Origin of the sequence: Mediterraneibacter hominis (genome assembly GCF_014287475.1) — a bacterium.
Classification (GTDB): Bacteria; Bacillota; Clostridia; order Lachnospirales; family Lachnospiraceae; genus Mediterraneibacter; species Mediterraneibacter hominis.
In genome coordinates this window covers 57,445-69,916 of sequence record NZ_JACOPF010000005.1, presented here as the reverse complement: position 1 = coordinate 69,916, position 12,472 = coordinate 57,445, and the positions used below count along the sequence as shown (strand labels likewise).

Here is a 12,472-nt window from a genome sequence, read left to right as displayed (position 1 = left end):
TTAATCACCTTTCTCTTACATTCCACTTAATAAGATGTTTTTCAAGCCACCGCATCAATGCGGCAATAAGAAAGCCTGTTACTCCAATTACTGCCATACCTGATACAATTTGTGCCATGTCTGCATTTTCCATTCCCTTTAATATCATCCAGCCTACTCCTTCTGTTGCCCTTGCCATTTCAGCTCCAATCACAGTCATCCATGCGTTTGTCAGAGCCACCTGTGCTCCTGCAAATATTTGTGGTACAATGGCTGGAAATACTACTCTAAAAAATATCGTTCGCGGTGGTGTTCCCAACATAAGAGCCGCATCTATTAACTTTTTATCCACTCGCACTGCCCCTGTATATGTGTTCATAACAAACGGAACGAATGCTCCAATAAAGATAATAAAATACTTCGCTTTTTCAAAAATTCCAAACCATAAGATTGCCAGCGGCACCCAAGCTATCGGTGGGATAGGACGTAATAAATCAAACAAAGGATGTAATATAATATTGCAGACTTTTGACTGAGACATTAAAAGTGCCAGGACTATTCCTGCCGCTGCTGCTAAAATGTAACCGACTCCCACCCTGGACAAACTCCATCCAGCATGCCCCCATATCGTACATGGTCCCACCTTTGTTGTAATATGTTGGAGAATAAATTCCCCCACTTCTAAAGGTGTGGCAAATTTAGCGCTCCCCGGCTTTACTAATATTTGCCAAATAACTAAAAAAAGTAAAATTGCTGCTCCTCCGTAAATCAAACGCTCCCATTGAATATTTGTCTTTCTTTTTTTCATCAGTAACGTCCTTTCGTCAAAATAATCTCCAAATAATCAAGAATTATCGATAAAACAAGCCCTATCACTCCAATGGTCAACATACCCACTATCACCAGATCAGCACGGCAGTATACTCTCGCCATTTGGATCATATATCCAAGTCCTTCAGTTGCCCCAAGAAGTTCTGCTCCGACTAATGAAGTCCAGGCCGTATTAAATCCTATTTTCAATCCTGTACAAATCATTGGAACTGCCGTTGGAATTCCTATTTTCCACAAAAGCTGCCAGTTAGAGGCTCCCATGGTTTGTCCCGCCCACATGTGTACAGGATTTATGCTGGTTATACCCGTATACGCATTCAATGCAGCTGCTATAAATACTGTTAAAAATACAATCGCGGATTTTGCAATCAATCCAATCCCCAGCCATAAAATAAAAATAGGGATCCAGGCAATCGGTGGAATCGTTCGAATAATATCGAACAGAGGTCGTACTGTCATTTCAAATTTTTTATACCAGCCTAATGCAATACCAAACGGTATTCCAAGCAACGTACCAGCAAAGTAGCCTATACCTACAACGAGTAAACTATTAAGAATATGGACTCCAAGAATATTACCATCCGGATTTGCATTTGTTAATTTGTCTACAAAAGTTTCAAAAACTGTAACAGGAGATGGAAATAACGATGTATTCGCCAGTTGGAACACATCTGTAATCAACCACCAACACGCAAGGAACCCTGCTATCGACAAGAGCGAAAATATCTTTTCTTTAATCTTCTGCCGTTTCTTCAATTTACTATCCTCCATATATTTCACCTGCGTGATCCGACAGGTAATTGTTATAAATATTTACCTGTCAGATCGTATTTTTTAAAATTTCTCTAATGCACTGTCCATAATATCTTGTACAATATGTTCTTCTACAACTTTATAATCATCCTTTGTAATAGACCCCTGCTCAACTTGAAATTCTGCAATCACACGAAGAGAGCTACCAACTTCATGTGTCTTTGCTTCTTCCGAAGTCAGGAAAACGCTTTTCAAGGTAGATGCCCTCATAGCTTCAGCGTCTGATGTATCTTTTCCATTCAAAGAAAGATATTCCGTACACTGTGCGACATAATCATCTTCATCCTCTGCAAAATGGTTGCCTGCTTTAAGGATAATTTCTATTATAGATACCAGAATTTCTCTATTTTCTTCACTATAAAAATCCTTTGACACAACAATATTATCGTAATACGGTGTCTTAATGTCTGTCATTGTACACGCCTTTTGGTACCCATCTTCAAGTAATAAATCCGTATATGGATACGAACATGCAAAAATATCCCCCTCACCAGAAATAAATGCCTGATATCCCTGTGCAAACTCCATATTTACAATTTGAACATCTGTATCCTCCAGGCCTAAAGCTTTTAACCATTGACTTACACAAATATGATGTCCACTCCCAACCGGCAAAATAATTTTGGATCCTTTCACTGAATCTGCGTCACCATAGATTTCCGGATACTCTTCATTCACACCTTTGTTCTCCATAATTTCGCTGCCTTCTCTTACAATGAGATTAATGTCTCCAGCCGATGTAAAATACTCGCCTATCTGATACGCGCCATACGCTTTAATAGAATTTACTGCTGCTGCGCCAACAAATCCCACATCCCATATTCCTGCACCTAATGCTTCGTTTGCTGGTGCTCCAGAAGAATATGTCTGCAGTTCCATTTCAAAGCCTTTCTCTTTGTCCCACCCCATTTCATGAGCATACCATGCAGCCAATCCTGTTTGTTGATCCAAAACCGCTACTCTGACCAGAGGCATTTCTCCTTTTGATTCTGTCTCCTTTGATAAAGAATTCGTGTTCCCATTGCTTCCACAAGCTGATAACCCAATGATTAAAATACATACTGTCAATAATGCCGCAATTTTTTTCATATTCTTCCTCCTGAATTTGTTTAATTTTCTACATTTTACTAGAAATTTATCTTGTTTCTATTATTCCCCTTTATCTCCTCCCCTCTTTCCATATTTATTTAGATTTGTCAAAGGGTAAACGATTACTCTTTGATAATCCCCTTTTTAAGTTTATAGATAAAACTAAACTACTTTTTTCTCGTAGTTTTCCGTCTAACAAGATTGATCGGTACCAAAATATGCTGTTTTTTGGTTTTCTTCTGTTCTTCTATCATTCTTAGTACCAATTTTGCTGCTTTCTTGCCTATGAGCGCTGTATCCTGAACTATTGTTGTTATCGGCATTCTTCCAAACTGCGAAATAGAAATACCATCAAATCCTACCAAACTAACTTGATCCGGTACCTGTATTCCCTTGTCCAGTAAAGCTTCAAGTGCCCCTGCTGCCAGCCAATCTGTTTGACAAAAAATACCATCGAAATGCATTCCACTCCCAATAATCCTTTTTACAATGGTTTTACCTTCGTTAAAATCAACCTTACTTGGACTAAAAATTCGCTCCTTCTGTAAACTAATTCCTCTTTCTTCACAAGCCGCAACGAATCCATTTGTACGTATTTTTGTAACCGTAGACTCTTTTAATGCCGTAATTACTACTAAATCTCTACATTTGCAGTCTATCAACTCCTGAGCTGCAAGATATCCTCCCTGAAAATGATCTGAAGAAAGCCATGCTACATTTCCTACATCTGTATATCTATCATATTCATCAATATATATAGTCGGAATATCTTTATTCAATTGCTTAAAAACAGATGTTTTGCTATTCACAATAATGATTCCGCTAACATTTTGTGCAACAAGGTAAGATACACATTGCTTTTCTATTTCTGCAGACTCATTTGTATTATATATCACTAAAGAATATCCCTTTGAAAACAAAAAAGTCTGAAGTGACAGTATGATTTTTGCAAAATATTCATTACCAATATCTGGTACCATAATACCTACAGCTTTTGTCTTATTTTCTCTAAGACCTTTGGCTAATTGATTTGGCTTAAAATTATATTTTTCAATTACCTTTTTTACTTTTTCTTCTGTCTCCTGAGAAAAACGTCCATTTTGGTTTATAACCCTTGATACAGTTGCTACGGATACATTGCACATTTCCGCAATATCTTTTACTGATATCTTCTTTCCATTCATACATTCTCTCCTATGCTTTGAGTAAAGGTTTACTCATTTTTTAGTATATACATCTTCTCCTGTTTTGTCAACATTTTTTACATATTATTTCTCACAAACACTTTATTTTTGTGCAAAACATCATTTTATTCAAGCAGTGATTTGTTCTATCCTCAATAAGCACCTGTTATGTACTAATCCAAAGGGATGGGTACAGCAAACATTATCGCTGGTTCGCTTATGAAGTGATACTTTTTGAACCTTCTTATCTTGGTTCTTCCACTTGCGCTCTCATGTATTTCTTTCTTGCTTCTTCTGTAATATTGCCAATTATTGATAGATATAATATACTAATCCAGAATACTTTGTTTTATTTATTCTGCAATTCTGGATGAGCTTTTGATCTTATTATAAGTACCAGACAGCAACAATATAATTCTGACAAAAGGTCTTGTGCTTCAGAATGAAAAGCTCTGGAAAGAAATTATTAAAAAAGATATCTTTTCAAAAATCAACTTCTGTGAGTTCAAAGTAGGTTAAGCGTTCAGAGCGTTCTTCAAAATATAAACCGTGGTTCCACTTTCATACTCGTTTTCATTATCAGACCACTTCAGACCATACCCCGGTTTATAGTTCACTCATTGGAAATATCCCCCCTCTCTAGTACTTTAACAGCCGCGTCTGGTACATCCGACTCCATCCATTCATATCGTTACATTCATCCTCACTAACAATTTCTTTTATAACACCTTCCAAATCCTAGTACTTTCATGTACGTCCTCTACTTTGAAAAACAGAAAGAACATTCGCTGGTTTTTTCAGACTCCAACAGTTAGCATTGCAAAAGTGCCGGCTTCCTCCAACAACACATTTTCTTCCTTCAAGCGGTGGATTTCATTGTCCCGCTCCTTGACATGCTTATGCAACATAATAAGGCGAAATATGCTTTTATCCGCAGCTGCGCCGGATTTGAGGAACTATTGGCACAGGCCGGAAATGAAAGCCTGTAGCATAAGTGCAGCCAGTTTTGCTTTGTCTAAAAGTACAAACCTAAGCTGAAGAAAAAGCAAGTGTGAAAGAGATGCTTTGCGTAAGTCAGATATTTCGGCGAAACCCTGACGAACAATGTAAAGCCTCTCCTTCACACTTTTCTTTTATTTATTAGCAGGTCGCCCCGCCCTTAAGGTGCTTCTGTGCCGCTATATTTTCTGCTTTTCTTTCTAAAAGCCCGTCTTCCAGAAGCTGTTCCTGTACATTTTCAAAGCCCAGTCGTGCCACCGTATCGGCAAACCGTTCTCCTGTGATTCCCTGTTCGCGGAACAGAAGAATTGCTTTTTCTACAACATCCAGTACTTCATTTTTATCTGTAAATACTTTGTCCAGGTATCTTCCCTGCGCCACCTTTTTCCCCCAGCGGCCTCCGATATAGACGCGGTATCCGGTGATCGAATCTTCTATTGCTTTAAATGGACATTTCCCCACACAGCGCCCGCAATGATTACACAGGTTCTCATCTATCGCAATTTTCCCGTCCTCCACTTTCGCAATCTGAATCGGACAGACATTTTCTATCTGGCATACTTTACAGCCCCGGCATTTTTCAAGGCTGATCTGCGGTATTTTTTGTCCGATAATTCCTAAATCATTCAAATCTGGTTTTACACAGTTGTTCGGACATCCTCCCACCGCAATTTTAAATTTATGCGGGAGCTTCACTGTATTAAATCCATGATAGAATCTCTCATGGATTTCTTCTGACAGGGCAAATGTGTCAATCAGACCATACTGGCAGGTTGTTCCCTTGCAGGATACAACCGGACGTACCTTCGAGCCTGTTCCTCCCGTCTCCAATCCCGCCTGCATAAGATATTCGCGCAGAGGCTCAATATTCTCAAACGAGACTCCCTGGATCTCCATCGTCAGACGTGAGGTCATCGTCACTTCCCCGCTTCCGAACATCTCTGCCGCTTCCGCTATCGTTCTCGCTTCTTCTGCTGTGATTTTCCCGTTTCTTGTGATGACGCGCCCGTTAAATTTGTCCGGCGTCCGCTTGTCATGCAGAAATCCAAGCGCCTTCACCCTTGTGATTTCTTCCGCAGAAACCTGTTCCACCAACGCCTCTGCTTTTACATCATTAAAGAACGTAGAACCCTCCAATACGACCGTATTCTTATATCCATAATAACGCATTCTGTTCTGGAGGAAATATCCTCTTTTTCCTTTCGCGCAGACAAGCAGCAGCTTTTCTTCCTTTTCCAGACCTGGTATTTCGCCGTTTACAGAGGCAAGATTTACATAAACTGCACCACGCACAGATGGTTCCAGTCCGACATCTACCACTTTATATCCTTCTGCTTTTCCTTCCAGATACTCTGCCGGAGTCATACTTACAATCGTTCCGTTTAATTTATTAAGCAGTACATACACCGCCTGTACAAATGGATGAATTGCCGTAGAAAACGGCGGTGCATATGCAAAATCCGCATTTTCAAAATCTTCCAGTACTGCGCCCATATTTATTCCCATTACAGCAATATCCGTCATTTTATCCACCGCGCCTGTTCCTAAAACCTGAACCCCCAGTAATTTATGACTCGCCTTATCCGCAATGATTTTTGTAATGAAAAAGGAAGCATCTGGATAGTAGTGCGCTTTATCATCTGTGGGAACTAAAGCGGTAATCACATCATATCCCGCTGCCTTCGCCTGGACTTCTGTCAATCCGGTACGCCCGCAATTCAAATTCGGAAGCTTCACTACGCCTGTACCAAGTACTCCTGGATATGCTTTTTTCTCTCCCGCAAGAATCTGCGCCAAAGTACGCCCTTCCATATTTGCAGAAGATCCCATAGGAGACCACTGTGCTTCCTTTGTAATCCGGTTTGTCACCATCGCACAGTCGCCTACTGCATAAATATCATCTACAGTGGTTTTTAAAGAACTGTCCACTTTGATTGTCCCCTTGAACATCTCAATTCCAGTTCCATCTAAAAATGCAGTATTCGGACGTATTCCTGCTGCCATCACTACCATTTCACAATTCAACGTTCCTGCTGACGTACGGATAGCACTTACTCTCTTGGTTCCGAGGATTTCCTCTCCCTTTGTACCTGTAATTACGCGGATACCTTCTTTTAATAAATGCTTTTTGATATAAAGCGCAATCTCATAATCTACAATATTAGGCAAAAGCTGATTCGCAAAATCAATCACCGTAACTTTGACACCTTTTGCTTTTAAATTCTCCGCTACCTCCAGTCCAATAAATCCCGCGCCGATAACAACCGCCTTTTTTACATTCTGCTCTTCCACATAAGAACGCATCGTAACCGCATCATCCGGCGTGCGCATTTTAAATACGCCCAAAAGGTCTTTCCCTGGAATCGGGAGAACCGCCGGAGACGCTCCCGTTGCTATCACCAGGCGATCGTATGTATATTCTGTTTTTTCTCCTGATTTCACATCCTGCGCCGTTACTGTTTTCTCTGCGGCATTGACAGCAATGACTTCTTTTCCTGTCTCCACCGAAACTCCTGTCAGTCCGGAATATTTCTGCGGTGTATTTACAATGAGTTCCTCTCTGCTTGCGATCATTCCGCCTACATAGTATGGAAGTCCGCATCCTGCATAGGAAATGTCCTCATCTTTTGTAAGGACAAGTACTTCTATACTGCGATCCTCTCTTTTTAGTTTGGCCGCGGTTTTTGTTCCCGCAGCAACACCTCCGACAATCAATACTTTCATTTTCTACCTTTCCTCTCTTTCTTTATCCGGCCAGGTTTCCTCCGGCCTGAACTCCTCTGCCGCAGCATCCACTTCTTTTCTTTCCTTTGTTCTGTGGCAACAGTGCCTTACATTGGCACATTCCGGCTTAAACGCCGTACATACAATGACATCTCCGCCTCCAATTACAATCTTTTTGCCGTTGACAAGAGCATCTGCCATCTTCTGTCTCGCTTCGTCATAAATCCGCGTCACCGTAGGTCTGGAGACATCCATTTTTCTTGCACACTGCTCTTGTGTCAGGTGCTCGTGATCTAAAAGTCTTATCGCCTCATATTCGTCAAATCCTAAGCGGACTGTCTCCACCACTCCGCCTCTGACAGGAAGGAACTCTGTCACTGACGGTTTGGAGCAGATGCACCTGCATTTCTGCGGTCTTGCCATTGTACACACCTCCTTATATCATAAAGTATAACACTTTATGAACATATGTCAATAACTTGGCAATAATCTCTCTTATAAATCTGAAACAGACAAAAATTCCTCTTAATATAGCCACTGTTCTATGCCTAGAAAACTCCCTGTCTTCAAATATTTACATTGCCAGACCACATTCAAATGCCAGAAGCATATATTTTTGAGCATTTGTAAATCCATATAATTCTAAATCTCTGATTTCCCACGTATCAGAGCTTAGACTATCTGCTCCGTATAGAAACTGGAGGAATGGAATTTTCCTGTATTGTGATACAGCCAGCATAGAAGCACATTCCATTTCAACCGCAAGACATCTTTCCTGCTTACGTCTGCGTATAGCAGGTATGGTTTCTCTGTAAATAGCGTCCGAAGTCCATGTTTTTCCTTTTATATAAGGATAACCGCAGCTTTTTAAAACCTGTTCCAGTACCTCGATAGAATGTGTATTCGCCTCAATCTCTTCCGAAGGTTCTATATAGTGATAGCTTGTCCCCTCGTCACGAATCGCAGAAACAGGAATAATAATATTCTCTTTCACTTTATGGTCATCCAGTACTCCGCAAGAACCAAACAATACAAATTTCTCCGCCCCATAGCAACGACTTCCTCAAAGCCCGCCACACAGGCAGGCGCGCCTACTCTCGACAAATAAAAGGAAATATCCGTATTTTTATACCTGATTTTATAAACAGGTGTCATTCCATTTGCAGTATATAGCTCTGCAATCTTTTCCGTATTCTGTAAGGACGAAAATTTCTGAATTATTTTTTCCGAAAAGGTGGATACACAGATTTTCGGAAAATTGGAAATCCTTTTTGTAGTATCGGAAGGTGTAAAAAGAACCGGTTCTTCTATCTCATGCCTTTGAAAAATTGTTTTTATCATTATAAGCCAGCCCTCCCTGTAAACTGTAAACTTTACATTTTCCTTTTTATAATTTATCTGTGTTTTCAAAGTACAGGGAAATCTCTCCGCATTTTGGACAGACTGCAGCCTTCACCTTTCCCAGCTCTTCTCCGAATATCGTTCGCCCTTTCACTAACTGCAGGCTTCCTATGGCTGTTAAATTACTGATTTGAAGGCTGTACCCTTCTGACATTTCACAATTACATCTATTACAAATTCGCATAATTTCTCCTCCTTCATACTGCTTATCGTTACTCTGTAAGCTGGAATCTATCGCATACATGCATTGACAAATTTCATAGGTACATCCATGCGTTCTGCTACTTGTTCTGGTGTCATTCCACTATTTAAGAAACGCTTGCATACTATTTTCATGCTCTCGCCAACTTCAATAATATGTTTATCTGGGTCATAGAAACGAACCACACGCTGTCCCCATGAATGTTCTACAATAGGGTGGACATATTTAATATCACATTCTTTCAGCTTATCCGCAAATTCATCAAAATTATCTTCTTCAAAGTAAATTTCAAAGTTATTGCCACCAAAAGAAATATCTCTTTTCCCGATAAAGTCTTTATATGTTTCAACCGTCTGCAAAGCCAAACCGCCAGTTAAAGTTTTATTTGCTCCAAAATCCATAATCACATGAAGCCCAAAAACCTTTTTGTAAAACTCGACTGATTTATCTATATCGGCTACCACCAGCATAGGATTTTTCATTTTCATTTTCGCTACCTCCACAACTTTCAATTTATTGTTCCGTTCATTTTTTCTCTAAACCGAGATTTAACGTTTTTTCTTTAAATAAACAATTAGGACTATTGCCAATAGCATTACTCCTATAATTATAAGAAAATCCATGAAATCATCATTCACTTTCCCTGCAATAAATACAGCTGTAGGACCGTCCGCCCCTCCAATAATGGAGACTGTGGTATGTTCTTTTACTTTCGCTAAAATTCCAAAAACAACTAAAAAGAATCCTAAAATACAGCCAATAATTCCCATTACTTTTTTCATTGGGCGAGCCTCCTCAATCTTCAATTTTCTCAGTTCTATAAAACTGGAATTTATTTTATTATTTCCCATATAAACCGGGAGTTATTTTTCGCAATTCTATAAACATGGTACACATTAGTTAGTTTCATTATAATATTCACTTAATATTTTTGCTAAAATTTTCGGATTTTCTTCATTTACAATATGCCCCATATTTTCAATAATTTTTAGTTTAGCTTTTTGAATATTTCTATGAAAATAATATGCGGATTTAATATTCGCTCTATCTTTTTTCCCACAAATTATAAGAGTAGGACATTTTATTCTACTGACGCTGCTGCTGAAATCTAATTTTTTCATAGAGTTTCCCAATATAAAAGTATCTTTCTTAATTAAATGCCAATATACCACCTAACGAAATACCGCATAAGTTTATTTGTCCGTCATTATTATTACAATATTCAGCGAATAAAGAATATAAATTATGATAATTAGCCTCTTTTCCGTTTAAAATTGAAGATAAGTTTGGACACAAAATATTCTCATTGTTTTCCATATATGAAACTGTTTTGTTCCAACTTGCTGACTTATGACCCGAACCATGAATAAAGATATTTTTCATCTGCATCTGCCTTTCAAAGTTATCCAGTTGTTCTTGAGAAATTTCTTTTCTTTTTCTTAATTATCGTATTTGATCTGCTATATTCATTGAAAGCGCTCCTTTCTCTATTCTGACTATATTATACATACCGTCATAGCTGTATTTCTACCGGATAGATACAGCAATTTGTCAACCGGCGGCTGCCTTTAATATTCTCTTTTCCCGGTGAATTGATTTTAGCATATTCATATTGCTCTATAAAATCTACTAAATAAAGATATAACATTATGAAAAACTATGATACAATCCTAATATATCATATCAACAAAGGAGAAATCTATGTGGCATGCTAAGGGACTAAAACAAAATGCAAAGAAATCCTTACAAAAAAACTTCTGGAGAATCTTAGGAATCTGTTTATTAGTAGGTTTTATTGCGACTGGTATGAGAGTAACTCACCATGTGGACAATGCCGCCAAGCATTTTATCGGCGGTCGGTTTGAGTTTCCGTCTAATGCTCAGATTATGAATGAACTATATCAGGATATCCGACAGAGAAATGCCCCTGAATATAATGAAACTCTGGAACAATTAGGGCAGGTTTATACCCCTGAAAAGGGAGTACTTGCACGTATTTACAATCGTATGACAGAGGACAAATCGGTTCTCTATGGATTTGTAAATGCGATGGACGATATCTTTCTCAAAGATAAAGCAACACAAGGTATAATCATTCTGGCAGGGGTCGTCATTCTTCTTCTTTTTCTGGCTTTTATAAGTAATATTCTTCTGGTAGGTCAATGTCGTTTCTTATTAGAAAATCGTTCATATCAACAGGTTAAATTAGGAAGATTGCTTTTCCCATGGCGAGTCCGACGATGGCGAAAAACTGCTTTCACCATGTTTGAAAGATCTTTTTTTATATTTTTATGGGACTTAACAATCATCGGTGGAATCATCAAACGATATTCTTACAAAATGATCCCCTATATTCTGGCAGAAAATCCGGATATCGGGCATACTGAAGCCTTTGAATTGTCTCGTAAAATGATGTACGGAAATAAAATGAAAACATTCCTATTAGATTTATCTTTTCTGGGATGGAGAGTTCTAAATCTTTTCACCTTCGGCATTTTACGGTATGTATGGATTAATCCTTATGTAGAAGCTGTATACGCTGAGTTATATTGTTCTCTCAGGCAGGAAGCTTTGGCACAAAAGTATCCTCATTACGAATATTTAAATGACACCTTGCTATTTACAGCTTCTTCCCTTGAAGATTATCCTGTAGAGCAGTACCCTTTATATAATCCAAATACAAAGAAATGGATGAAAACCGACTACCGTAGAACCTATTCTATCCGTTCTGTCATCTTAATCTTTTTTTCTTTTTCTATGATCGGGTGGCTTTGGGAGGTGTCCCTGCATCTTTTTGGGGACGGTGTTTTTGTAAATCGGGGATTTTTTCACGGTCCATGGCTTCCGATTTACGGAACTGGAGGAGTTCTTATCATATTATTATTAAAGAAATTCGTAGACAGACCGCTGGTTACTTTTTTTATGACGGTTCTCGTCTGCGGAATTGTTGAATATTTTGTCGCACTGTTTTTATGGGAGTTCAAACAAATGTATTGGTGGAATTACACAGGGTATTTCTTAAACCTTCATGGAAGAATCTGCGCAGAAGGTCTTCTGATTTTCGGTTTAGGCGGCTGTGCATTTATCTATATTCTAGCCCCGTTTTTTGATGAAATATTTAAAAAAATTCCCAAAAAAATTGCGATTATCATTTGTGCTGTTTTACTGACTGTTTTTGCCGCAGATACGGCATATTCTATGATTCATCCCAATAGTGGTGCCGGTATTACCGATTACGAAACTCATTAGA

14 protein-coding genes are annotated in these 12,472 nt (G+C 38.8%); 1 reads left to right on the top strand and 13 read right to left on the bottom strand.

Translation table 11 applies throughout. The features are described 5' to 3' along the window. Positions 1-4: 4 nt before the first annotated feature. From H8S37_RS16190 to H8S37_RS17340, 13 genes are all read right to left on the bottom strand, one after another. Positions 5-787 carry an ABC transporter permease gene (locus H8S37_RS16190; RefSeq protein WP_186877103.1) on the bottom strand — a complete coding sequence of 261 codons (783 nt, stop codon included), beginning with the start codon at positions 785-787 and terminating at the stop codon, positions 5-7. Beyond that, positions 787-1,566 (bottom strand): ABC transporter permease, encoded by a 780-nt coding sequence (locus H8S37_RS16185; protein WP_243207234.1) that lies wholly within the window; start codon positions 1,564-1,566, stop codon positions 787-789. Before H8S37_RS16185 ends, H8S37_RS16190 begins: the two co-directional genes overlap by 1 nt. Before the next feature lie 78 nt (positions 1,567-1,644). After that, on the bottom strand, positions 1,645-2,712 hold the full coding sequence (locus H8S37_RS16180) for an ABC transporter substrate-binding protein (RefSeq protein ID WP_186877101.1): 1,068 nt from the start codon (positions 2,710-2,712) through the stop codon (positions 1,645-1,647). 167 nt (positions 2,713-2,879) lie between these two features. Continuing rightward, positions 2,880-3,896, bottom strand: a complete 1,017-nt coding sequence (locus H8S37_RS16175; protein WP_186877100.1) for a LacI family DNA-binding transcriptional regulator — start codon at positions 3,894-3,896, stop codon at positions 2,880-2,882. A gap of 1,140 nt (positions 3,897-5,036) precedes the next feature. After that, positions 5,037-7,619, bottom strand: coding sequence for an FAD-dependent oxidoreductase (locus H8S37_RS16170; RefSeq protein ID WP_186877099.1), 2,583 nt, complete (start codon positions 7,617-7,619; stop codon positions 5,037-5,039). 3 nt (positions 7,620-7,622) lie between these two features. Next, positions 7,623-8,042, bottom strand: a complete 420-nt coding sequence (locus H8S37_RS16165; protein WP_186877098.1) for a DUF134 domain-containing protein — start codon at positions 8,040-8,042, stop codon at positions 7,623-7,625. A 151-nt stretch (positions 8,043-8,193) separates the two neighbouring features. Then, entirely contained in the window at positions 8,194-8,613 is a 420-nt protein-coding gene (locus H8S37_RS17790; protein ID WP_330605033.1) for a nucleoside phosphorylase, read from the bottom strand. Beyond that, complete coding sequence (locus tag H8S37_RS17785) at positions 8,610-8,960, bottom strand: hypothetical protein (RefSeq protein ID WP_330605032.1); 351 nt, start codon at positions 8,958-8,960, stop codon at positions 8,610-8,612. The genes H8S37_RS17790 and H8S37_RS17785 overlap by 4 nt, the downstream gene beginning before the upstream one ends. A 46-nt stretch (positions 8,961-9,006) precedes the next feature. Next, positions 9,007-9,204, bottom strand: coding sequence for a hypothetical protein (locus H8S37_RS16155; protein ID WP_186877097.1), 198 nt, complete (start codon positions 9,202-9,204; stop codon positions 9,007-9,009). 47 nt (positions 9,205-9,251) lie between these two features. Beyond that, complete coding sequence (locus H8S37_RS16150) at positions 9,252-9,710, bottom strand: VOC family protein (protein ID WP_186877096.1); 459 nt, start codon at positions 9,708-9,710, stop codon at positions 9,252-9,254. A 60-nt stretch (positions 9,711-9,770) separates the two neighbouring features. Beyond that, positions 9,771-10,004 carry a sodium ion-translocating decarboxylase subunit beta gene (locus H8S37_RS16145; protein WP_186877095.1) on the bottom strand — a complete coding sequence of 78 codons (234 nt, stop codon included), beginning with the start codon at positions 10,002-10,004 and terminating at the stop codon, positions 9,771-9,773. A 114-nt stretch (positions 10,005-10,118) separates the two neighbouring features. Beyond that, entirely contained in the window at positions 10,119-10,343 is a 225-nt protein-coding gene (locus H8S37_RS17345; RefSeq protein ID WP_243207233.1) for an alpha/beta fold hydrolase, read from the bottom strand. Between the two features lie 28 nt (positions 10,344-10,371). Further along, complete coding sequence (locus tag H8S37_RS17340) at positions 10,372-10,605, bottom strand: hypothetical protein (protein ID WP_243207232.1); 234 nt, start codon at positions 10,603-10,605, stop codon at positions 10,372-10,374. 318 nt (positions 10,606-10,923) lie between these two features. On the opposite strand from H8S37_RS17340, the gene H8S37_RS16135 reads away from it, so the two are divergent. Beyond that, complete coding sequence (locus H8S37_RS16135) at positions 10,924-12,471, top strand: DUF975 family protein (RefSeq protein WP_186877094.1); 1,548 nt, start codon at positions 10,924-10,926, stop codon at positions 12,469-12,471. Position 12,472: the final 1 nt, after the last annotated feature.

Excerpts from the sequence above, each read along its gene's own strand:
- H8S37_RS17340 (WP_243207232.1), bottom strand. The coding sequence starts at position 10,605 with ATGAAAAATATCTTTATTCATGGTTCGGGTCATAAGTCAGCAAGTTGG.
- H8S37_RS17345 (WP_243207233.1), bottom strand. The coding sequence starts at position 10,343 with ATGAAAAAATTAGATTTCAGCAGCAGCGTCAGTAGAATAAAATGTCCT.
- H8S37_RS17785 (WP_330605032.1), bottom strand. The coding sequence starts at position 8,960 with ATGATAAAAACAATTTTTCAAAGGCATGAGATAGAAGAACCGGTTCTT.
- H8S37_RS16170 (WP_186877099.1), bottom strand. The coding sequence starts at position 7,619 with ATGAAAGTATTGATTGTCGGAGGTGTTGCTGCGGGAACAAAAACCGCG.
- H8S37_RS16145 (WP_186877095.1), bottom strand. The coding sequence starts at position 10,004 with ATGAAAAAAGTAATGGGAATTATTGGCTGTATTTTAGGATTCTTTTTA.
- H8S37_RS16175 (WP_186877100.1), bottom strand. The coding sequence starts at position 3,896 with ATGAATGGAAAGAAGATATCAGTAAAAGATATTGCGGAAATGTGCAAT.
- H8S37_RS16165 (WP_186877098.1), bottom strand. The coding sequence starts at position 8,042 with ATGGCAAGACCGCAGAAATGCAGGTGCATCTGCTCCAAACCGTCAGTG.
- H8S37_RS16155 (WP_186877097.1), bottom strand. The coding sequence starts at position 9,204 with ATGCGAATTTGTAATAGATGTAATTGTGAAATGTCAGAAGGGTACAGC.
- H8S37_RS16135 (WP_186877094.1), top strand. The coding sequence starts at position 10,924 with ATGTGGCATGCTAAGGGACTAAAACAAAATGCAAAGAAATCCTTACAA.
- H8S37_RS16180 (WP_186877101.1), bottom strand. The coding sequence starts at position 2,712 with ATGAAAAAAATTGCGGCATTATTGACAGTATGTATTTTAATCATTGGG.
- H8S37_RS16190 (WP_186877103.1), bottom strand. The coding sequence starts at position 787 with ATGAAAAAAAGAAAGACAAATATTCAATGGGAGCGTTTGATTTACGGA.
- H8S37_RS16150 (WP_186877096.1), bottom strand. The coding sequence starts at position 9,710 with ATGAAAATGAAAAATCCTATGCTGGTGGTAGCCGATATAGATAAATCA.